Origin of the sequence: Nocardia amikacinitolerans (assembly GCF_900215415.1) — a bacterium.
Taxonomy (GTDB): domain Bacteria; phylum Actinomycetota; class Actinomycetes; order Mycobacteriales; family Mycobacteriaceae; genus Nocardia; species Nocardia amikacinitolerans.
This window is the reverse complement of the sequence record NZ_OBEG01000002.1, coordinates 914,231-939,264: the sequence shown is the minus strand read 5'-3', so window position 1 is coordinate 939,264 and position 25,034 is coordinate 914,231. Positions and strand designations below refer to the sequence as shown.

Sequence of the window (25,034 nt, the reverse complement as noted above, 5' to 3'; positions counted from 1 at the left end):
GCGCAGCGGGTAGACAGCACGGCGCAGCGGGTAGACAGCACGGCGCAGCGGGTAGACAGCACGGCGCAGCGGGTAGACAGCCCGGCGCAGCGGGCGGGCAGATCGGCACAGCGGGTGGACAGCTCGGTGCCGCCGGTCGACCCGACGGCGAGATCCTGCCGCTGCCCGCGGCCGACAACACCGCCTACGTCATCTTCACCTCCGGCTCGACCGGCCGCCCGAAAGGCGTCGCGGTCTCGCACCGTTCGATCCTGGCGAACCTGCGGTGGCGCCAGCGCCTGTACCGGCTGCGCGAAGACGATGTGGTGTTGCAGAAGACGCCGTTCACCTTCGACGTGTCGGTGTGGGAGTTCTTCTGGCCCTTGCAGATCGGCGCTCGACTGGTGATCGCCGAACCCGACGGACACCGCGATCCGGCCTACCTGGCCCGCGCGATCGCCGAATACGGCGTCACCGTCGCGCATTTCGTGCCGTCGATGCTCGCGGTGTTCGTCGCCGAACCCGAGATCGAGACCGCCGTGGACAGCCTGCGCCTGGTGTTCGCCTCCGGCGAGGCGCTACCAGCGGCCACTGCGGCCGCCTTCCGCGACGTCAGCGGCGCGACCCTGCACAACCTGTACGGGCCGACCGAGGCCGCGGTGGACGTGACCGCGCACGAGGTGACCGCCGCCGACACCGCGAGCGTGCCGATCGGCGTCCCCGCCGACGACACCGAACTGCTCGTGCTCGACGACAACCTGCGCCCGGTCCCGGCGGGCGTGGTCGGTGAGCTCTACCTTTCCGGCGTCCAGCTGGCCCGCGGCTACGTCGCCCGCCCCAGCCTCACCGCGGACCGGTTCGTGGCGAATCCTGAGGGCGCGCCGGGCGAGCGGATGTATCGGACCGGCGATCTGGTTCGCTGGACGCCGGGGGTGGATGGCGGGCCGTCCGAGCTGGAATACCTGGGCCGCATCGACTTTCAAGTCAAGCTGCGCGGGCTGCGCATCGAACTCGGTGAGGTCGAGGCCGGTCTGCTGCGCGACGAGCAGGTGGCCCAGGCCGCGGTGGTGCTGCACCGGCACGCGGGCGGCGATCACCTGGTCGGCTACGTGGTCGCGGCGGGCGGCGTCGTCGACACCGCGGCCGTCTTGGAAACCGCGCGTGCGCACCTGCCGGAATACATGGTGCCCGCGCTGGTGCAGGTGCTCGACGAGATGCCCGTCAACGCGAACGGCAAGCTGGATCGGCGCGCGCTGCCCGAACCCGACTTCGGCGCCGCCGCAGTCGAATACCGCGAACCGGCCACCGAGGCCGAGCGCCTGGTCGCGGAGATCTTCGCCGACCTGGTCGCCGCGCAGCGGGTCGGCGCGGACGACGACTTCTTCGCGCTGGGCGGCAACTCCCTGCTTGCGACGCGGGCGATCGCCAGGGTGTCGGCCGCGCTCGGCGTCGCGATCGACGTCAGGGACTTCTTCGATCGGCCCACGGTGGCGGCGGTTGCCGCGCTGTCGGGTTCCTCGGCACCGCGTCCGGCGCTGGCCGCGGGTCCGCGTCCGGCGCACATCCCGCTCTCGCCCGCGCAGCGGCGCATGTGGTTCCTCAACCGGCTCGGCGCGGATTCGAGTTCGGACCGCACCGCGCACAACGCCGCCGTGGACAACATTCCCGTCGCGCTGCGCATGCGGGGCGCGCTGGACGTCTCCGCGCTCTCGGCCGCGATCACCGATCTGGTCGCGCGCCACGAGATCCTGCGCACCGTCTACCCGCAGACCGAGGCGGGTCCGGCACAGGTGGTGCGGTCGGTGCACGCCGTCTTCGATCTGACGCCTTCGGAGATTCCCGCGGAGCGACTCGCGGACGCGGTGCGGGCCGTGGCGAGCCAGGGCTTCGACGTCGCCGAGGAGATCCCGGTGCGGGTGCGCCTGCTGCGTAGCGGGCCACGGGACCACACGCTGGTGCTGGTGGTGCACCACATCGCCGCCGACGGTGTCTCGATGGGTCCGCTGATGCGCGACCTGGTCACCGCCTACACCGCGCGCCGCGCGGGTACCGCCCCGGGTTGGTCGCCGCTCGCGGTGCAGTACGCGGACTACGCGCTGTGGCAGCGCGCGGTGCTCGGCGCCGAGGACGACCCGGACTCGGCGGCGGCGCGTCAGTTGAGTTTCTGGCGAAGCGAATTGGCCGAGCTCCCAGCGCAATTGGACCTGCCGTCGGATCGCCCGCGCCTCGCCGTCGCGTCCTACCGCGGCGCCACCCACGAATTCGCGCTCGACGCCGACCTGCGCGCCGCCGTGGAACGGCTCGCCGCGCGCTGCGGCGCTACCCCGTTCATGGTGCTGCACGCCGCGTTGGCCGCGCTGCTCGCCCGGCTCTCCGGCACCTCCGACATCGCCGTCGGCACTCCGGTCGCTGGTCGCGGCGAGCTCGCGCTCGACGACCTGGTCGGCATGTTCGTCAACACCCTCGTGCTGCGGACCGAGGTGTCGGCCGCCGCTAGCTTCACCGAGCTGGTCGGGCACGCGCGCGAACGCTATCTGCGCGCCTTCGCCCACAGCGACATTCCGTTCGAGCAGGTGGTCGAGGCGGTGAACCCGGCGCGCTCGCGGGGCAGGCATCCGCTGTTCCAGGTCGCGCTGTTCATGCAGAACATGGCGCCGGTCGCGCTGGCCATGCCCGAGCTCGACACGGAGCTGGTGGATTTCGAATCCGGGTTCGCCAAGTTCGATCTCCAGCTCACGCTGTCCCAGCCCGTCGCCGTCGACGGCTACCGCGCCGAATTCACCTATTCCACCGACCTGTTCGACGCCGCGACGGTGCGCGAGTTCGCCGCGAAGTTCCTCCGCCTGCTGCGCGCCGCGGTCACCACGCCGGACGCACCGGTCGGCGATATCGAACTGCTCGACGCGGGCGAGTTCGACTACGTGACCGCGAGCTGGAACGCCAGCGGCCACCGGGTCACCGACCGCTTCCTGCACGAGGGCTTCGACAACCAGGTCCGCCGCACCCCGGGCGCGGTCGCCCTCGTCGCGGACGGTGGCGCCGAAGTCACCTACACCGAGCTCTCCGACCGCGCGAACCGGTTGGCACGGCTGCTGATCGCCACGGGCATCGGTCCGGAATCGCTTGTGGTGCTGGCTATGCCGCGCTCGATCGACCTCGTGGTCGCGATGTACGCGGTTCTGCGCGCGGGCGGCGCGTACGTGCCGGTGGACCCGGCGCACCCCGCCGAACGCATCGGCCACATCATCGACACGGCCGCGCCGCACACCATCCTGACTACACGCGCCGCCGGTTTCACACCGCCCGAGACGGTGCCGTCGACCGTCCTCGTGCACCATCTCGACGAACTGGACCTCGCCGAATACCCGGCCGCCAAGATCGCCGACGCGCAACGGACTTCGCCGCTGCATCCCGAGCACCCGGCCTACGTCATCTTCACCTCGGGCTCCACCGGGCGGCCCAAGGGCGTGTCGATCAGCCACCGCGCCATCGCCAACCAGCTGGCCTGGATGCACGACGAATACCGGCTCCGAGCGGACGACGTGTACTTGCAGAAGACCGCGACGACGTTCGACGTCTCGCTGTGGGGCTACTTCCTGCCGTTGCGTGCGGGCGCAACCCTCGTGCTCGCCGCTCCGGACGGCCATCGCGACCCTCGCTACATCGCGGAAACCATTGCTCGCCACCGTGTCACGCTCACCGACTTCGTGCCGTCGATGCTCGCCGTGTTCGCGGCGCACGCCGAGGCCGACGAATTGCGCTCGCTGCGTGACGTCTTCGTCATCGGCGAGGCGCTGCCGCCGGAGACCGTCGCGGCCTTCCACACGGTGTGTGACGCCGGACTGCACAACCTGTACGGCCCCACCGAAGCGGCCGTGTCCATCACCTACCGCGAGGTCACCACCGACGACACACCCCTGGTGCCGATCGGCGAGCCGGAATGGAATTCCCAGGTCTACGTGCTGGATTCGCGACTGCGACCGGCGCCGATCGGGGTACCCGGCGAGTTGTACCTGGCGGGCGAGCAGCTGGCCCGCGGCTATCACGGCCGCACCGACCTGACCGCGGACCGCTTCGTGGCCAACCCTTTCGGCGGCAACGGCGAACGCATGTACCGCACCGGCGATCTGGTGAAATGGAGCCGGGACGGCGAGCTCGTCTACCTCGGCCGCGTGGATTTCCAGGTGAAGTTCCGCGGCCAGCGCATCGAGCTAGCCGAGATCGAGACCGCGCTGCTCGCCGCGCCCGAGGTCGGTCAGGCCGCCGTGCGGTTGGTCGACGCCGAGAGCGGCGACTATCTGGCCGGGTACGTCGTCGCGGCGCCCGGCGCGGAACTGGACTTGGACGCGCTGAAGTCCGGTCTCGGCCGGGTGCTTCCCGCGTACATGGTGCCGACCGCGCTGGTCGCGCTGCCCGAATTCCCACTGAACACCAGCGGCAAGCTCGATCGTGCCGCACTGCCGCTCCCGGCGTTGCAGGCCAGTCGTTTTCGCCCGCCCGTCGACGCGACGCAGCGGCTCGTCGCGTCCGTGTTCGCCGAGGTGCTGCGAGTCGATCGCGCCGGACTGGACGACGACTTCTTCGCGCTCGGCGGCAGCTCGCTGGACGCCACGCAAGTCACCGCGCGCACCGGCGAGGTGCTCGGCGCCCGCGTGCCGGTGCGCGTCCTCTTCGAAGCCTCGACGGTCGAGGCCTTCGCCGCGGCCGTGGCCGAGCTGGCCGAGGCGGGCATGCCCCGGCCGCCCCTGGCGCGGCGCGAGCGGCCGGAGCGTATCCCGCTGTCGCCCGCCCAGCAGCGGTTGTGGTTCCTCAATCGCTTGGAGAGCCAGGACGATTCGCCCGGCGTCTACAACTTGCCGGTGGTGCTGCGGCTGACCGGCAGGCTCGACGTACGCGCGCTGGAGCGCGCCGTGCTGGACGTACTGGCCAGGCACGAATCTCTGCGGACCAGCTATCCGGAGAGCGAGGACGGCCCTTACCAGTCGATCATCGACGCCGACGACATCGGCCTGAGCCTGAATCCGGTGCCGGTCGAGCGCGCCGAGCTGGCCCACACCGTCGCGGCCATCGCGGGCGGCGGCTTCGACGTCACCACCGAGCTGCCCGCGCGCGTCGCGTTGCTCGCCCTCGACCGGGCGGACGACGCGCGCGGCGTGCCCGCCGACGAATACGCGCTGGTGTTCGTCGTCCACCACGTCGCGGCCGACGCCCTCTCGATGACGCCGCTCGTCACCGATCTGATCCGCGCCTACCGCGCCCGGTTGATCGGACACCGGCCCGACTGGGCCGAATTACCGGTCCAGTACGCCGATTACAGCCTGTGGCAGCGCGAGCTGCTCGGCTCGCCGGAACGCCCCGGCGATCTGGCGCACCGGCAGCTGCGATTCTGGCGCGACGCCCTCGATGGCCTGCCCGCCGAGCTGCCGCTGCCCACCGATCGTCCGCGTCCGACACGGCCGAGCCGACGCGGCGCGGCCGTCGATTTCACGATCGATGCCGAGGTGGCCGCCGGGCTGCGTGCGCTGGCCGCGCGGTCGGGCGCGACGCTGTTCATGGTGCTGCACGCCGCCTTCGCGGCCACGCTGGCGCGTTCGAGCGGCGCCGACGACATCGTGGTCGGCTCGCCCATCGGCGGGCGCGGAGAACGCGCGCTCGACGACCTGATCGGCATGTTCGTCAACACCCTTGCGCTGCGCACAAGGGTCGCCTGGGACACCGCCTTCGAGGACTTCCTCGCCGAGGTGCGCGATGCGGATCTCGCCGCGTTCGCCAATGCCGAGCTGCCGTTCGAGCAGCTGGTCGACGCGATGGACGTCGATCGAAGCACCGGTGCGCATCCGCTGTTCCAGGTGCTGCTCAGCTTCGGCGCGGCCCCGCGCGCGCTGCCGGCCGTCGAGATCCCGTCGCTGACCGTGGAGCCGATCGACATCCCTGACGACGGCGCGAAATTCGACCTGCACCTGGTGCTCGCGGAACGTCCGGACGGTCTGGGCGGCAGCCTGCGCTACGCCACGGATCTGTTCGACGCCGCGACGGTCGCGGCGTTCGTCGCCAGGCTGCGCCGGATGCTCGTCGCGGTGGCCGCCGATGCCACGGCGCGCGTCGGCGAGATCGAACTGATCGACGCCGAAGAGCGCGCACTCGTGCTCGACCGGTTCAACGAAACGGAACATCCGGTCGACGAAACGGCCACGCTCCCCGCGCTTTTCGCCGCGCAAGTCGCGCGCACCCCCGATCGCCCAGCCCTCACCTTCGACGGTGAAACGCAGGCCCACCCGTCGCCCGGCCACCACCCCTCACCGAGTCGCTCCGCGACGCTCACTTATAGCGAGCTTTCCGCGCGGGTCAACCGGCTGGCGCGCTGGCTGATCGCGCAGGGCGTCGGCCCGGATTCGCTGGTTGCGCTCGGCATGCGGCGCAGCATCGACTTGGTGGTCGGCATGTACGCGATCACCGCGGCGGGCGGCGGTTACGTGCCGCTCGACCCGGACCATCCGGCCGAGCGCACGGAACACATTCTCGCCACCGCGATTCCGGTCGCGGTGCTGACCTCCGGCGCGGATCTGGACCTCGCCGCGGCGCAGGTCCGCATCGACCGGCTGGACCTGTCCGGCTACTCCGACGCGCCGATCACCGACGCCGAACGTCGCGGGGCGCTGCGCGCCGACAACACCGCGTACGTCATCTTCACCTCCGGTTCGACGGGCACACCCAAGGGTGTCGCGGTGAGCCACGGCGCGATCGTGAACCGGTTGCGCTGGATGCAGTCGGCGTACGTGGCGCTGGACGGCGACGACGTGCTGTTGCAGAAGACGCCGGTCGCCTTCGACGTGTCGGTGCCGGAGTTCTTCTGGCCGTTGCAGGTCGGCGCGCGACTGGTGCTTGCCCGCCCCGACGGCCACCGCGACCCCGCCTACCTTGCCGAGCTGATCCGGCGCGAGGGCGTCACCGCGGCGCACTTCGTGCCGTCCATGCTCGCGGCGTTCGTCGCCGAGGAACCCGAGGTGCCCAGCCTGCGGCACGTCTTCTGCTCGGGTGAGGCGCTGCCCGCCGCCACCGCGCAGCGGATGCGCGCGCTGACCTCGGCGCGGGTGCACAACATGTACGGGCCCACCGAGACCGCGGTCGAAGTGTCGGCGCACGAGGTGACCGATGCGGACACCGGCGTGCTGCCGATGGGTGGACCGGTCTGGAACACCCGGATGTACGTCCTCGACGCGCGCCTGCGGCCGGTTCCGATCGGTGTGCCCGGCGAGCTGTATCTGGCCGGTGCGCAGCTGGCCCGTGGCTATCTCGGCCGTGCCGATCTCACCGGAGATCGCTTCGTGGCCAACCCCTTCGGCGAACCCGGCGAGCGGATGTATCGCACCGGCGACCTGGTGCGCTGGACGGCGGCGGGGGAGGTCCAGTTCCTCGGCCGCACCGATTTCCAGGTGAAGGTGCGCGGCCTGCGCATCGAACTCGGCGAGATCGAAACGGCGCTGCTCGCGGCTCCCGGGGTGGCCCAAGCCGCCGTGCTGGTGCGCGACGACCACGGCACCGGCGATCAGCTGGTGGCGTACCTGGTGCCCGACACCGCGCTCGATCTCGACCTGGTTCACGCGGAGATCGCCCGTCGACTACCGGCCTACATGGCGCCAGCGGAATTCGTCGTGCTGGACGCCTTCCCGGTGAACGCCTCCGGCAAACTGGATCGCCAGGCGCTGCCCGCGCCCGCGCCGCGGACCGTCGAATTCCGCGCCGTCAGCGGCCCTGCGGAAGCTCTTGTCGCCGAGACCTTTCGCGCGCTGCTCGACGCCGAGCGGGTCGGCGCGGACGACGACTTCTTCGCACTCGGCGGCAACTCGCTCATCGCGACCCAGCTCGCCGCGCGGCTATCCAAGGCGACCGGAACGCAGGTGCCCGTGCGCGCCGTGTTCGACGCGCCCACGGTGCGCGAGCTGGCGAAGCACCTGAGGTTCGACGGCCCCGCCGCGCCGGTGACGCTGCCGCCGCTGCTCGCTCGGGAGCGCGGCGAGTCCGTTCCGCTCTCGATCGCGCAGCAGCGCATGTGGTTCCTGAACCGATTCGACAGTGCCGGAGGCGGTTACAACATCCCGTTCGCGCTGCGGCTGACCGGCGCGCTGAACGTGTCCGCGCTGGACGCGGCCGTCGCCGATGTGATCGGCAGGCACGAGACGCTGCGCACCCTCTACCCGGAGCACGACGGCGCGGCCACCCAGCTGGTGCTGCCCGCTGGTACCCGGCTGGTCGACCTCGCGCCCCAGGAAGTGCGCGCGGCCGAGCTCCCCGCTCTGATCGCCGCTGCGGCCGACACCGGGTTCGACGTGACTTCCGAAGTGCCGCTGCGTGTTCGGCTGCTCCGGCTGGCGGACGGTGGCGCCAAGGAGGAACACGTGCTGCTGTTCGTCGTGCATCACATCGCGGCCGACGGCTGGTCCTTCGCGCCGCTGACTCGCGATCTGGCCGCCGCCTACGTCGCGCGCTGCGCGGGGTCCGCGCCCGCCTGGCGTCCGCTGCCCGTCCAGTACGCCGATTTCGCGCTGTGGCAGCGGGACGCGCTGGGTGACGCGCAGGACCCGATGTCGGTGCTGGCCGGGCAGCTGCGCTACTGGACGCACCGCCTCGCGGGTCTGCCCGAGGTGCTCGCGCTGCCTTCGGACCGTCCGCGCCCCGCGGTGGCCTCGAATCGCGGCGGCGCGGTGACCGGACGGCTCGACGCCGCGCTGCATCGCGACATCCAGGAGCTGGCCGCCGAATACCGGGTCACCCCGTTCATGGTGCTGCACGCCGCGCTGGCCGCGTTGCTGAGCAGGCTGGCCGCCACCGGCGACATCGTCGTCGGCGCGCCGGTGGCCGGACGCGGCGACGAGGGGCTGGACGAGCTCGTCGGCATGTTCGTCAACACCCTCGTGCTGCGCACCGAGGTCCGCGCCGAAGCCACCCTCGCCGAGCTGCTCGCCGAAGTCCGCTCCGCCGACCTCGCCGCCTTCGAGCACGCGGCCGTGCCGTTCGAACAGCTCGTCGACACGCTGAATCCCGTGCGTTCGCAGGCGCATTCGCCGCTCTACCAGGTAGCGCTGACGCTCCAGAACCAGACCAAGCCCGACTTCCGTTTGCAGCGCCTCGCCATCGGCGCGCTCGACATCGGTCCGGCCCCGATCCAGCTGGACCTGGACTGGACACTGACCGACCGCTACGACGCGGACGGAGAACCCGACGGCATCGACGTGCACCTGCACTACGCGCTGGACCTGTTCGACGAGCGCACGGTCACCGGTTTCCTCGCCGGGTTCGAGCGGGTGCTGCGCGCGATGGCGCGCGACACCAGGACCGCGGTCGGCGATGTGGAACTGATGTCGGTCGCCGAGCGCGGGATGCTGCTCTCCGACCGGAACGCGACGGCGCACTCACTGCCCGCCGAGTCCCTCGACGACCTGCTCACGGTGCGCGCCGCCGCCGACGCGGACGCCCGCGCGGTGACCTTCGAGGGCGAGTCCCTGACCTACGGCGAGCTAGCCGTGCGGGTGAACCGGCTCGCCAGGCATCTGATCGCCGAGGGCGTCGGCCCGGAAACCATCGTCGGGCTGGCCGCGCTGCGTTCGCTGGACATGCTCGTGGCGTTGTTCGCGATCGTGCGCGCGGGCGGCGCGTACCTGCCGCTCGACCCGGCACATCCGACCGACCGATTGGCGCAGGTGATCGAAAGTGCCGATCCCGCACTGGTCGTGGTCGTCGGCGGTGCGGAGCTTCCGCCGCTCAACGCTCGCGTGCTTCGTCCAGCCGAGCTGGACCTGTCTGGCTACTCGGCCGAGCCCGTCACCGACGCCGAGCGCCGCACCGCGCTGCGCCAGGACAACACCGCGTACGTGCTGTTCACCTCGGGCTCCACCGGACGGCCCAAGGGCGTCGCGGTCACCCACCGCGCCATCATGAACCAGCTGCGCTGGCTCGAGCACCGCTACGGGGTGACCGCGGCCGACCGCATCCTCCAGCGCGCGCCGCTGACCTTCGACGTCTCGGTGTGGGAGTGCTTCCTGCCCGTCGCGGTCGGCGCGCCGCTGGTGATCGCCAAGCCCGGCGGCCACCTGGACCTGGCCTACTTCGCCGGGCTGCTGCGCGAGCACGGCATCACCATCGCCGAATACGTGCCCTCGGTGCTCGCCGCGCTCATCGGCGAGGGCATGGGCGACGCGCTGCGTTCGTTCCGGCACCTGCACTGCGGCGGCGAGGCGCTGACACCCGATCTGCTCGCCGCGATCCGCGCCAGCTTCGACGGCGCGGTGCACAATGCCTACGGCCCGACCGAAGCGGCGATCTCGGCGGTCTATCACGAATTCACCGACGACGAAGTGGCTTCCGGCCGCGATGTGGCGATCGGGCGTCCGTGCTGGAACACCCGCGTCTACGTGCTCGACGCGCGGCTGCGGCCGGTGCCGACCGGTGTGCCCGGCGAGCTGTACCTTGCGGGTGATCAGCTGGCGCGCGGCTACCACGGCCGCTCCGGGCTGACCGCCGAGCGGTTCGTCGCCGACCCGTTCGGGGTGCCGGGCGCGGTGATGTATCGGACCGGTGATCTGGTCCGCTGGAACCGCTCGGGTGATCTGATCTATCTGGGCCGCAACGATTTCCAGATCAAGCTGCGCGGACAGCGGATCGAGCTCGGCGAGATCGAATCGGCGCTGACCGGTGTACCCGGCGTGACCAACGCGGCCGTGCTGGTCGCGAAGGACAGCTCCGGCTACGAATGTCTGGTCGGCTATGTCAGCGGGGAGGTCGCGGCCGGCGCCGTTCTGGACGCCGTGCGCGAGCGGCTGCCCGGGTACATGGTGCCCGCCCACCTGGTGGTGCTGGACGAGATGCCGCTCACCACGGTCGGCAAGCTGGATCGCGCGGCGCTGCCGAAGGTCGAGGTCACTGGCGGCACGGTCGCCTACCGCGCGCCGAAGGAGGGCGCGGAAGCGGTGCTCGCGGCCCTGGTCGCCGACCTGCTCGGTTCGGCGCGTATCGGCGCGGACGACGACTTCTTCGCGCGCGGCGGGAATTCGCTGCTCGCCATGCGGTTGGTCGCCCGAGCCAACGCGGCGTTGGGCTGTGCTCTCACGGTGCGCGAGGTGTTCGAGGCGCCGACGGTTTCGGAACTCGCGGTGCGCGTGCGTCATTCGGCCGAGCGGGACGAGTCACGTCCGGCTCTGACGGCGGGTCCTCGGCCCGAGCGGATTCCCTTGTCGCTTGCGCAGACTCGGATGTGGCTGCTCAACCGGCTCGATCCGGAATCGGCGGTCTACAACATCCCGATCACCATTCGGCTGACCGGTGCGTTGGATACCGTGGCGCTGGCCGCCGCGCTCGGCGACGTGATCGCGCGGCACGAGTCGCTGCGGACGATCTTCCCGTCCGATGGTGACGGCCCTTTCCAGTCGGTGCGCGCGGAAGTGCCCGCGCTGGAATTGGCTCCGGTGGCGGTTTCCGAGGCGGAACTTCCCGAATCCGTCGCGGTCTTCGCGGCGTTGCCGTTCGATCTGCGCGGCCAAGTGCCCGTGCGCGCCAAACTCATCCGCGCCGCGTCGGATGACCACGTGCTGGTCGTCGTCGTGCACCACATCGCGGCCGACGGCGTGTCCACCGCGCCACTGGCCCGCGACCTCATGGTGGCCTACACGGCGCGCAGTGCCGGCGCCGCGCCGCAGTGGCGACCGCTCCCGGTGCAGTACGCCGACTTCACGCTGTGGCAGCACGAGGTACTCGGCGCGGCTTCCGATCCGGAATCGGTGCTTGCCAAGCAGATCGCGCACTGGCGCGCCGGGCTGGCCGACCTGGCGCCGGTACTCGAGCTGCCCACCGACCGCCCGCGTCCGCCGGTCGCCACCGGGCGTGGCGCCACGGTGGAATTCGCTGTCACCGCCGAGCTGACCGCGTCGATCGCGGAACTCGCCCGGCGACACGGTGTTTCCTCGTTCATGGTGGTGCACGCCGCCTTCGCCACCTTGCTCGGCAGGTTGGCGAGGACCGAGGACGTCGCGATCGGCACCCCTGTCGCGGGACGCGCCGAACAGGCGCTGGACGACCTGGTCGGCATGTTCGTCAACACCCTCGTGCTGCGCACCGAGGTGCGCGCCGGCACGTCCTTCGCCGATCTGCTGCGGCAGGTTCGCGAGGTCGACGTGCGCGCCTTCGCCCATGCCGATCTGCCGTTCGAGCGTCTCGTCGAGGAGATCAACCCCGTTCGTTCGCAATCGCATTCGCCGATCGTGCAGACGCTGCTGACCTTCGAGCACCGCGACGACACGGTGCTGGAGCTGCCGGGGCTCGAGGTGTCGGCCTACCCGCTCGACAATCGCGTCGCGCAATTCGATCTGGCCTTGGAGCTGGTCGAACATCACCAGGGTTCGGGCACGGCGCTGCGCGCGCTGCTGCGCTACGCGACCGACCTGTTCGATCGCGCGACGGTCCAGTCTTTCGCGGCGCGGTTCGTCAGGATTTTGGAGACGGTGGTGGCCGATCCGGCTCTCCGAGTCGGCGATATCGAACTGCTGGACGGGGCCGAGCGCTCGCTCGTGCTCGAGCGGTGGAACGACACCGCGCACCCGGTCGCGGCCAGCCCGCACACCTTGATCTCGCTGTTCGAGGAGCAGGTCGCGCGCACACCCGAGGCCGTCGCCATGACTTTCGAGGGAACCAGCCTCGAGTACGGCGAGTTCGCCGCTCGCGTGCGCCGGTTGGCGCGTTGGTTGGTCACCCAGGGCGTCGGCCCGGATTCCTGTGTGGCACTTGGCATGCGGCGTTCGCTCGACCTGATCGTCGGGATGTATGCGGTGACGGCGGCGGGCGGCGCGTACGTGCCGATCGATCCCGATCATCCGGCCGACCGCATCGAATACGTGCTGGCCACGGCACGTCCGGTGTGCGTTCTGACCTCCGGGATGGATCTGGAAGTCGGCGCGGCGCGGCAGGTTCGGATGGATCGCTTGGACCTGTCCGCCTTCGCCGACGATCCGCTCACAGACGCCGACCGGATCGGCGAGCTCACGCCGGGCCACCCCGCGTACGTCATCTTCACCTCCGGCTCCACCGGCCGCCCCAAGGGCGTCGCGGTGTCGCACGCCGCCATCGTCAACCGGCTGGTCTGGATGCAGGATCGCTACGGGCTGCGCCCCGACGACGCGGTATTGCAGAAGACGCCCGCGACTTTCGACGTGTCGGTGTGGGAGTTCTTTTGGCCGTTGCAGATCGGCGCGCGTTTGGTCGTCGCGCGCCATGACGGTCACCGCGATCCCGCGTATCTGGCCCGGCTCATCGCGGCCAAGCGCGTGACCACCGTGCATTTCGTGCCCTCGCTGCTCGCGGTGTTCCTCAACGAGCCGCTGGCCCGCGAGCGCGCCGCGCTGCGCCGGGTCTTCGCGTCCGGCGAGGCGCTGCCCGCCGCCGTCGCCCAGCGGGCGCGCCGCGTTCTCGGAGTCAGGGTGCACAACCTCTACGGCCCGACGGAGGCCGCCGTGGACGTGACCTATCACGAGGTCACGGACGCGGACACGGACTCGGTGCCGATCGGCAGGCCGGTGTTCAACACCCGCCTGCTGGTGCTGGACGCGCGGCTGCGGCCGGTGCCCGTCGGCGTGCCTGGCGAGCTGTATCTGGCGGGCGGGCAGCTGGCGATCGGCTATGTGGCGCGGCCCGAGCTGACGGCGGATCGCTTCGTGGCCAATCCTTTCGGCGCGGTTGGCGAACGTATGTACCGCACCGGCGATCTGGTGGTCTGGACACCGACCGGCGAACTGGAGTACCTGGGCCGCACCGACTTCCAGGTGAAGCTACGCGGTCTGCGTATCGAGCTCGGCGAGATCGAAGCCGCACTCACCGCCGTGGCCGGTGTCGACCAGGCGGTGGTGGTCGTTCGCGGCGGGCAGGTGTCCGGCGGCGACCAGCTTGTCGCGTATCTGCTTGGCACGTCGATCGATATCGGTGCCGTGCGAGCGCGAGTGGCCGCCGAATTGCCCGGTTATATGGTGCCTTCCGCGTTCGTGGTGCTCGACGAGTTCCCGCTCAACTCCTCCGGCAAGCTGGACCGCAAGGCGTTGCCCGCGCCCGTCGTCGAGTCGGCGGTCTTCCGCGCACCGGAAACCGACGCCGAGCGAACCGTCGCGGCACTGTTCGGCGAACTACTGGGGGTCGAACGGGTCGGCGCGGACGACGACTTCTTCGCGCTCGGCGGCAACTCGCTGATCGCCACCCAGCTGGCCGCGCGGCTCGGCGCCGAGCTGAACACCGACATCCCGGTGCGGACGCTGTTCGACGCGCCGACCGTCGCGGCACTCGCCGAGCGGGCGGTCGAGGGCACGGGAGCGGTTCGCCGTCCCGCCCTCACCGTGGGACCGCGTCCCGAAACGATCCCGCTCTCGCCCGCTCAGCAGCGCATGTGGTTCCTGAACCGCTTCGATCCCGCGGAGACCGTCAACAACATCCCGGTCGCCATCCGCTTCGTCGGCGAGCTGGACACCGCGGCGCTGACCGCCGCGATCGCCGACGTGATCGCCAGGCACGAGACGCTGCGCACGGTCTACCCGGACCGCGACGGCGTCGGCCACCAGCGGATCCTCGACGCCGCCGCGCCGTCGATCACCGAGCTGGACGCCGCCGACCCGGCCGCTGCCCTCGTCGGCTTCGTCGCCACGCCGTTCGACGTGACCGCCGAGGTGCCGCTGCGGATCGGGCTGGCCGAGCTCTCGGAGCACGAGCACCTGCTCGCCCTCGTCGTGCACCACATCGCCGCCGACGGCTTCTCGATGGGACCGCTGGCCCGCGATCTCGCCGCCGCCTACGCCGCGCGCGTCACCGGTGTGGAGCCGGACTGGACGCCACTGCCGGTGCAGTACGCCGACTACGCGCTGTGGCAGCGCGAATTGCTCGGCGCCGAGGACGATCCGGAGTCGACCGCCGCACGTCAGCTGGACTACTGGCGGAGTGCGCTGCGCGGTCTGCCCGCCCAACTGGACCTGCCCGCCGACCGCCCACGCCCGGCCGTCGCCTCGCACGCCGCCGCGAGCGCAACCCTGCTGCTGGACCCGGCGCTGCGTGCCGGTATCACCACGCTGGCCGCCCGGCACGACGCGACGCCGTTCATGGTGGTGCACGCCGCGCTCGCGGTGCTGCTCGCCCGGCTCTCCGGCACAGCGGACATCGCCGTCGGCGCGCCGATCGCCGGTCGCGGCGAACGTCGGCTGGACGACCTGGTCGGCATGTTCGTCAACACGCTGGTACTGCGCACCGAGGTGCCCGGCGCTGACTCCTTCGCCGCCGTGCTGCGGCGGGTGCGCGAGGGCGACCTGGACGCGTTCGCCAACGCCGAGGTGCCGTTCGAACGGCTGGTGGAAGTCATCGACCCGCCGCGCTCACAGGCGCGGCACCCGCTGTTCCAGGTCGCGCTGTTCTTCCAGAACCTTTCGCCGATCGAGGTGCGGTTGCCAGGGGTGACCGTTGCCGAGTACGAGTTCGACTACGAGACAACCCGATTCGATCTGCAACTCACCGTCTCCGACGACGCGGTGCGTTTCACCTACGCCACCGATCTGTTCGACGCCGCTACCGTCCACACCATGGGCGAGCGATTCCTGCGGCTGCTGACGGCGGTGATCGAAGACCCGGATCTGCCGGTCGGCGACATCGACCTGTTCGGCGCCGGCGAGTTGCGCAGGGTGGTCACCGAATGGAACGACTCCGCGCACACCGCGTTCGTGGCGGAGATGCTGCTCGACGAGTTCGAGGCGCAGGCCGCGGCCACGCCGAACGATCCCGCGCTGGTGTACGTCCCCGACGGCGGCGCGGCCGCCACGGTGCTCACCTACGGCGAACTGGATCAGCGCGCCAACCGGCTGGCGCGGCATCTCATCGAGGCGGGCGTCGGTCCGGAATCGCTGGTGGCCATGACCATTCGGCGGTCCATCGACCTGGTGCTCGCCATGTACGCCGTGCTCAAGGCGGGCGGCGCGTACGTGCCGATCGATCCCGACCACCCCGCGCAGCGCATCGCTCACATCCTCGACACCGCGGGGCCCGCCGCGCTGCTCACCACCGAACGCGACCGTGCCGAATTCGGCTACACCGGACGCGTCGTCTGCGTGGACACCGTCGCGCTGGACGGCTACGCCGACGATCCGATCGCGACGGAGGAGCGCGGCGCGCCGATCCACCCGGGGAACCCGGCGTACGTGATCTTCACGTCCGGCTCGACGGGAAAGCCCAAGGGCGTCAGCGTGTCTCACGCGGCGATCGTCAATCAGATGACCTGGATGCAGTCGGAGTATCGGCTGCGCGCCGACGACGTGTACCTACAGAAGACCGCGACAACCTTCGACGTCTCACTGTGGGGGTACTTCCTGCCACTGCGCGTCGGCGCGACCGTAGTGCTCGCTACGCCAGACGGGCACCGCGATCCGGGCTATCTCGCCGAGGTGATCGGTCGCTACGGCGTCACCGTCACCGATTTCGTGCCGTCGATGCTGAGCGTCTTCGCCGGACACGTGCACAGCACCGGGCAGCGGCTGAACACGCTGCGCACCGTGTTCGTGATCGGTGAGGCACTGCCCGCCGAGACCGTGCGCGCGTTCGGTGCGGTGAGCGAGGCGCGGCTGCACAACCTGTACGGACCCACCGAGGCGGCGGTGAGTATCACCTACCGTGATGTGACGGGCGAGACCGAGCGCACCGTGATGCCGATCGGCAACCCCGAGTGGAACAGCCGTGTCTACGTGCTGGATTCGCGGCTGCGGCCGACCCTGCCCGGAGTGGCGGGCGAGCTCTACCTGGCGGGGACTCAGCTCGCCCGCGGCTACCACGGCCGACCCGACTTGACCGCGGATCGGTTCGTGGCCAACCCCTTCGGTGGCCCTGGCGAACGCATGTACCGCACCGGCGACCTCGTGTGCTGGGACACCGGCGGCGACGCCGCCGAACTGGTGTACTTGGGCCGCACCGACTTCCAGGTGAAGTTCCGCGGCCAGCGCATCGAACTCGGGGAGATCGAAGCCGTGCTGGCCGGAGTGCCAGGCGTGTCCCAAGCCGCGGCGCTGGTGGTCGGCGAGCACCTGGTCGGCTACGTCGTGCCGACGCCGGAGAACACCGCCGATCTCCAAGACGCGCTGCGCGCCGCGGCGCGGGCGACGCTGCCGTCCTACATGCTGCCCTCGGCCTTCGTGGTGCTGGACGCCTTCCCGCTCAACGCCTCCGGCAAGCTGGATCGAAAAGCGTTGCCGGAACCCGTGTTCGATCGCCGCGCCTACACCGCTCCGGTCACCCCGGCCGAACGTCTGGTGGCCGCCGCCTTCGAGGACGTGCTCGGTTGCGGACCGGTCGGCGTCGAGGACAGCTTCTTCGATCTGGGCGGGAACTCGCTCAGCGCGACCAGGGTGCTGGCCAGGCTCGGCGAAAGGCTGGGCAGGCGCGTGCCCGTGCGGCTGCTGTTCGAGGCGCCGACGGTCTCCGCGCTTGCGGCGGGAATCATCGCCGAGGCGGGCGATTCGGTCGTTCCGCTGATCGCTGGTCCGCGTCCCGAGCCGGTGCCGTTGGCGCCCGTCCAGCGCGGCATGTGGTTCCTCAACCGGCTCGATCCGTCGTCGGCCGCGCACAACATCCCGGTCGCGATGCGGATCCGCGGTGAACTGGACGAAGTGGCGCTCGGCGCGGCGTTCGCCGACGTGGTGGCGCGGCACGAGGTGCTGCGGACGATCTACCCCGCGGCGGCCGACGGCACGGCGCACCAGGTGATCCTGCCCGTGGCGTCCGCGCCCGTGCGGCTGGACGTCGAAGCGATCGATGCGAGCGGCGTCGAGGATCGGATCGCCGAATTCCTCGCCGCCGGTTTCGATGTGACGAACGAGGTTCCGGTGCGCGCGGTGTTGCTGCGCGAGAGTTCGACAAGCCGGGTGCTCGTCGCGGTGCTGCACCACATCGCCGCAGACGGATACTCGATGCGCCCGCTGCTGCGAGATCTGCTCTCCGCCTACCTGTCTCGCGTGCTGGGAGCCGCACCGGCGTGGCCGGGGCTCGCCGCGCAGTACGCGGACTACGCGATCTGGCAGACCGCGGCGGTCGAAAATGCGGCTGCCGAGGACCTTTCGTTCTGGCGCGAGGCGCTGCGCGAACTGCCCGAGGATCTGGCCCTGCCCACCGACCGCCCCCGCCCGCCCGTCGCGAGCAAGCGCGGCGGCAACGCGCGGGCCCGGATCGGCGGCGGCGTCGGCGCGCGGGTGCACGAGCTCGCCCGCGCACAGCACGCGACGCCGTTCATGGTGGTGCACGCGGCACTGTCGGTGCTGCTGGCCAGGCTCTCCGGTTCCGACGACATCGCGATCGGCACACCCGTCGCTGGTCGCGGCGCGGCGGCGCTCGACGACTTGGTCGGCATGTTCGTGAACACGCTGGTGCTGCGCACCCGGCCGCGTCCCGAACAGTCCTTCACCGAACTCCTCGCCGAGACGCGGGCCGCCGATCTGGCAGCGTTCGCACACGCGACCGTTCCGTTCGAGCGGGTGGTCGACGAGCTCGGTGTGGCTACGACGCAGGCGCGGCATCCGCTGTTCACGGTCGCACTGAGCTACCTGAACACCGGGGACGACACCTTCGCCGTGCCGGGGCTCGAGCTCTCGGCGGTCGAATTCGACGAACCCGTGGCGCGTTTCGACCTCCAGTTCACCGTGGCCGCGGACCTCGACGCCGACGGACACTTCACCGTCGAACTGAACTACGCGACCGATCTGTTCGACGCGGACACCGCCGAAGGGCTGCTGCGCCGGTTCGGCCGGGTCCTCGGCACGCTCACCGCCGCGCCGGAACACCCGATCGGCGCGGCCGAACTGCTCGCGCCCGCCGAACGCGCCGAACTGCTCGCCAGGCGCGGCGCCGAGGCGGTGCCGCAGCGGACGCTGGACGAGATGATGGCGGCGGCCGTCGCCATGAACCCGGACGGTGTCGCCGTGGTCTGCGGTGACCGCGAGCTGACCTACCGCGAGCTGGACGAGCAGTCCGCGCGGCTGGCCAGGCTGCTCGTCGGGTACGGCATCGGCGCGGAGGACGTCGTCGCGATCGCCATCCCGCGTTCGGCCGAGGCGCTGCTCGCGGTGTGGTCGGTGGCCAAGAGCGGCGCCGCGTTCGTGCCGGTCGATCCGACCTACCCGGCCGAACGGATCGCACATATGCTCACCGACTCCGGCGCGGCCTTCGGCCTCACGATCGACGCGGTCCACGCCGCGCTGCCCGGCGCTGTCGAATGGCTGGCGCTGGACGCACCCGCCACCGTGGCGCGGATGCGGCAGACCAGCGCGACGCCGCTCGGCGCGGACGAGCTGGTGCGTCCGGTGTGGGTGGACCACGCGGCGTGGATGATCTACACCTCGGGCTCGACGGGTGTGCCGAAGGGCGTCCTGGCGACGCACGCGGGAATCGCGGGAATCGCTCGCGCGCAACGGGATCGGTACTCGGTGACCGCCGACGCGCGCGTGCTCGCCGTGTCCTCGCCCAGCTTCGACGCCTCCATGCTGGAACTGCTGATGGCGCTGTCGGCGGGCGCGACCATGGTCGTCGCACCGGCGAGCGTCTACGGCGGGGCCGAGCTGACCGCGCTGATCCGCGATCGGCGGGTGACCCACGCGTTCCTCACCCCGGCGGTCCTGCAAACCCTCGATCCGGCGCAACTGCCGGAGCTGCGGCAGTTGACCGTCGGCGGCGAGGCCTACGGCCCGGATGTGGTGCGGCGCTGGGGCGTCGGACGGTCGATGTACAACACCTACGGCCCCACCGAGACCACCGTCATCACCACGATCAGCGCGCGGATGCGACCGGGCGATCCGCTCGACATGGGCGCGCCGATCCACGGGATGTCCGCGCTCGTGCTCGACGACCGGTTGCGGCCGGTGCCCGTTGGCGTCGCGGGCGAGCTGTACCTGCGCGGTCCCGGCTTGGCGCGCGGATACCATGCGCGGGCGGGACTTTCGGCGAGCCGGTTCGTCGCGGACCCCTACGGTCCCGAGGGCGGACGGATCTATCGCACCGGCGACCTGGTCAGATGGGTGCCCGCATCGCGAAGCGATTCGATGAGGGGCGGTGGCCGGGCGACGGGTGGGCCGGCGTCCGGCGCGCTCCAGCACCTCGGGCGCACCGACCACCAGGTGAAGGTGCGTGGTCTTCGTATCGAGCTCGGTGAGATCGACGCGGTGCTCGCCGCGCACGAGTCCGTCGACTACGCGGTGACCGTCGGGCACACCGATGCCAATGGTGTGGTCGCGTTGGTTTCCTATGTGGTTGCCGCACCGGGTCATACGGTCGACACCGCGGAACTGACCGCTTTCGCGGGTCGTTCGCTGGCCGCCTACATGGTGCCCGCCGCCATCGTGGTCCTCGATGCGCTGCCCTTGACGCCGGTCGGGAAACTGGATCGGAAGGCGCTGCCGGAACCGGAATTCCGCACTGCCGCGTTCCGTGCGCCGGTGACCGCGGTCCAGCGGAAGGTCGCCGCGACCGTCGCCGCCGTGCTCGAGATCGACGAGGCCGGTCTGGACGACGACTTCTTCGCACTCGGCGGAAACTCGCTCACCGCAACGCAACTCGCCGCCCGGCTGGGTGCGGCGCTCGGCGTCACCGTCGGCGTGCGCACCGTGTTCGAGCACTCGACAGTCGAGGCCCTGGCCGCCGAGCTGGGCAGCGGAGACGCTTCGCCCGCCCGCCCCGCCCTGATCGCGCGCAGGGGGGACGAGCCGGTTCCGCTGTCGCTGGCGCAGCAGCGCATGTGGTTCCTCAACCGGCTGGACCGCCAGTCCACCGCCTACAACATCCCGCTCGCGGTGCGGCTGACCGGCGCGCTCGATGTGGTCGCGTTGAACGCCGCCATCACCGACGTGGTGGCCAGGCACGAGGTGCTGCGCACGGTCTATCCGCAGCGGACGGCCGGGCCCGTGCAGGTGGTGCTACCGGTCGAAAACGCGGGCGCGCCGGTGCTCGCACCGGTCGCGGTGCCGATCGACGATCTGCCCATCGCGGTGGCGGATTTCGTCGGCGCGGGATTCGACGTGACCGACGCGGTGCCGTTGCGCGCCAGGCTCTTCCGTCCGATCACGGAGAATGGCTCGGCGGCAACGGAACACGTGCTGGTCGTGGTGATTCATCACATCGCGGCCGACGGTTCGTCGCTCGTTCCGCTGGCCCGAGACGTGATGCTCGCCTACGCCGCGCGCAGGCGGGGACGCGCACCGGAATGGGCGCCGCTGCCGGTGCAGTACGCCGACTACAGCCTGTGGCAGCGGGAACTGCTGGGCTCGGAGGACGATCCCGAATCGCTGGTGGCGCAGCAACTCCGGTTCTGGACCGAGGCGCTCGACGAGCTGCCCGCGCAGCTGCCGCTGCCGACGGATCGGGCGCGGCCCGCGATCGTGTCCACTCGCGGCAGGCACGTCGATTTCGCGGTCGACACCGAAACCCACGCGGCTCTTGTCGAATTGGGTCGCGCGTCGGGCGCGACGCTGTTCATGGTGGTGCACGCCGCCTTCGCCGCCCTGCTCGCGCGACTGTCCGGCACCGGCGACATCGCGGTCGGCACACCCGTTGCGGGTCGCGGCGCGGCCGAACTCGACGACGTGGTCGGCATGTTCGTCAACACCCTGGTACTGCGCACCCGGGTGGACGCGGGCGACGGATTCAGCGCGCTGCTCGAACGGGTGCGCTCCGCCGATCTCGCGGCGTTCGCGCACGCCGACGTCCCGTTCGAGCGGTTGGTCGAGGTGCTCAATCCCGAGCGCTCCACCGCGCGGCACCCGCTGTTCCAGGTCGGGTTCTCGTTCCACAACCAGGCCGAGGCCGACTTCACCCTGGACGGGCTGACCGCGACCGCGGTCGACTTCGACTCCGAGGTCTCGCAATTCGACCTGCACCTGGTGGTCACCGACCGCTACGACGCGCAGGGCGCGCCCGCCGGACTCGCCGCGACGATCACCTACGCCACGGCGCTGTTCGACGAGGCGACCGTCGCGGGCTTCGCGGGCCGGTTGCAGCGGCTGTTGAAGGCCGTGTGCGCCGCGCCGCGGCTGCCGGTCGGCGACTTGCCGATGCTGGACGACGCCGAGACCGAACGCATGCTCCTCGCATGGAACGCCGCCGACCGGGAGTTCGCTCCGGACACGCTGGTCACCGCGTTCGAGGCGCAGGTGGCGCGCACGCCCGACGCGATCGCCGTCGTCGACGACGCGCACACCCTGACCTACGCCGAGTTCGCCGCGCGGGTGAACCGGCTGGCCCGGGTGCTGATCGGCCGGGGCGTCGGCCCGGAATCGCTGGTGGCGCTGGCGATTCCGCGCGGCGTCGACCTGCTCGTCGCGATGTACGCGGTGGTGACGGCGGGCGGCGCCTACGTCCCGCTCGACCCGGCGCATCCGCTCGATCGGACCACCGGCGTACTCGCCGCGGCGAACCCCGAGCTGGTGCTCACCTCGGCGCGCAAGCCGATGCTGCCCGCCGAGGTGTCCGACCACGAGGTGCTGTTCGACGTCACGACGGTCCCCGATTCCGTCGACGCCGCGCCGGTCCGCGACGCCGAACGGGTGCGGGCGTTGTCGCCGTGGCACACCGCGTACGTCATCTTCACCTCCGGCTCGACCGGTGTCCCGAAGGGCGTCGCGGTCCCGCACCGCGCCGTCACGCACCAGCTGGACTGGATGCAGTCGGAGTACGGCCTCGGCGCCGACGACGCCACCCTGCTGGTGACCTCGGCCGCCTTCGACCTCTCGGTCTGGGAATTCTGGTGGGCGCTGCGCACCGGGGCGCGGGTGGTGCTCGCGCCGACGGGCGCACAGCGTGACCCAGAAGGGGTACTCGACCTCGTCCGTCGAGCCTCGGTCACCACGATGACGCTCGTGCCGTCGCTGCTCGCCATGCTTGCCGAGGTTTCCGGCGCGCGCCGACTGCCCCGCTCGCTGCGCAGGTTGTTGGTGATCGGTGAGGCGTTGCCCGCCGCGACACTCGCGAAGGTCGGTGCGCTCACCGACGCGCGCGTCGACAACCTGTACGGGCCGACGGAAGCGGCGGTCTCGGTGACTCGGTACCGGGCTGTCGTCGGTTCGGCGGTCCCGACCGGCAGCGTGCCGATCGGTACGCCCGAGGCGGGCACTCAGGTCTACGTCCTCGATGACCGGCTGCACCCGGTCCCCGCGGGTGTCACCGGCGAGCTGTACCTGGGCGGCGCGCAGCTGGCTCGCGGGTATCACGGCAGGCCGGACCTGAGCGCGGAACGCTTCGTGGCCAACCCCTTCGGCGCGCCGGGCAGCAGGCTGTACCGCACCGGCGACATGGTGCGCTGGAACCCCGACGGGAATCTCTGCTACGTCGAACGGCGCGACTTCCAGGTCAAGGTGCGCGGATACCGCATCGAACTGGCCGAGATCGAGCACGCGATGCGCGCGAGGCCGGAGGTCGCGGAAGCCGTCGTTGTCGCGCACCGAGCGGATGGTGAGAACGCCATGCTGGTCGGTTATTTCACGACGGCGGCGCCGGTCGACACTCCGCAGCCGCATACCGCATCGCGTGTTGAGGGACCGGGCGCGAGGTTGGGCACCGGGTGGCCGCAGGCAGGGTTGGGCTCGGAGGTACCACGCGCTGGTTCGCACGCCGATGGGCCGCATGCGGGGTTGGGCGCCGAGGGGCAGCGAGCCGGGCTGGACATCGACGGGCAACGTGCCGGGTTGGGCGCGGAGGCACCACGCGCTGGGCTGCACGCCGATCAGCCACGCGCCGGGTCGGGCGTTGACGGGCCGCGCGCCACATCGGGCATCGAGGGGCCGCGTGCCGGGTTGGGTATCGACGGGTCGCATGCCTCGTCGGACACCGACGCGCTGCGGGCAGCGCTCGCCGGGGTCCTGCCCAGCTACATGGTGCCCGCCGCGCTCGTTCGACTGGACACACTGCCGCTCAACGCCAACGGCAAGGTCGATCGGGCTGCGTTGCCACGGCCCGAACTGGCGGCGCGCGAGTTCCGCGCTCCGGCGACGGAGCTGGAACAGGCCGTGTGCGCCGTCTTCGCCGAGGTGCTCGATGCGGACCGAATCGGCTTGGACGACAACTTCTTCGAGCGCGGCGGCAACTCGCTGATCGCCACCCGCCTGGCCACCCGGCTGAGCGCGGAGCTCGGCGAAACGGTCCCGGTCGTCTGGTTGTTCTCCGCGCCGACGCCCGCCGGGCTCGTCACCCAGCTCGAGCTGACCAGGTCCGGCCGGGGCCGGGTGGACGCGGCGGCGGCCTTCGACGTGCTGCTGCCGCTGCGCCAGGGCGGTGGCAAGGCGCCGTTGTTCTGCCTGCACCCCGTCAGCGGCGTCGCCTGGTCGTTCGCCGGTCTGGCCGCGCACATCGACCCTGAGCGGCCCATCTACGGCCTGCAATCCCCGGTGCTGAATTCAGCGGAACCGCTACCGGATTCGATCGAGGCCTGGGCCAGGCGCTACGTCGCGGAGATCCGCGCCGTGCAGCCGGAGGGTCCGTACCACCTGCTCGGCTGGTCGCTCGGCGGCGTTCTCGCCCACGCCGTCGCGATCCAGTTGCAGGACGAGGGACAGCACGTCGCGACGCTGGCCATGATGGACAGCCCGCGCACGGAAGCCGTGGCCGAGACCACCGTGCCGCTCGCCGACCTGCTCGGCGGACTGCTCGGCGAAAAGGCCGCCGAAGCCGACACCGAACTCGGCCTCGCCGAACTCGCCGAGCGCATCGCCGACCTGCCGGAACCGTTCGCCTCCTTCGGCGCCGAACGACTCGGCCGGGTGCTGGACGCGGGAGCCCGCTCCCTCGAACTCCTCACCCGCTACCGCCCCCGCCGCTACAAGGGCAACCTCGTGTATTTCACCGCCGCCCTGGACGATCCGACCGGCGCGACCGGCGCCGCCGGCTGGTCCGACGCCGTGGACGGCACCGTACACAACCACGCCGTCACCGCCACCCACTGGCGGATGACCTCCGAATCCGCCCTCGCCCGCATCGGCCACGTGCTGACCACGGCCTTGGCCGACACCGACCGCGCATGAACCCGT

General features: G+C 71.1%; 1 protein-coding gene and 1 pseudogene. One reads left to right on the top strand and one right to left on the bottom strand.

Annotated features, from left to right (window positions below; genetic code table 11):
* Nucleotides 1–242, bottom strand: a 242-nt coding sequence (locus CRP45_RS34605; protein ID WP_245910143.1) for a hypothetical protein, incomplete at its 3' end; no start/stop codon positions are given.
* Here CRP45_RS34605 and CRP45_RS12400 point away from each other — a divergent pair.
* A pseudogene (locus CRP45_RS12400) lies at nucleotides 168–25,028 on the top strand (non-ribosomal peptide synthase/polyketide synthase); the annotation flags it as partial. The gene CRP45_RS34605 and the pseudogene CRP45_RS12400 sit on opposite strands and share 75 nt — an antisense overlap.
* Between the last annotated feature and the right edge of the window lie 6 nt (nucleotides 25,029–25,034).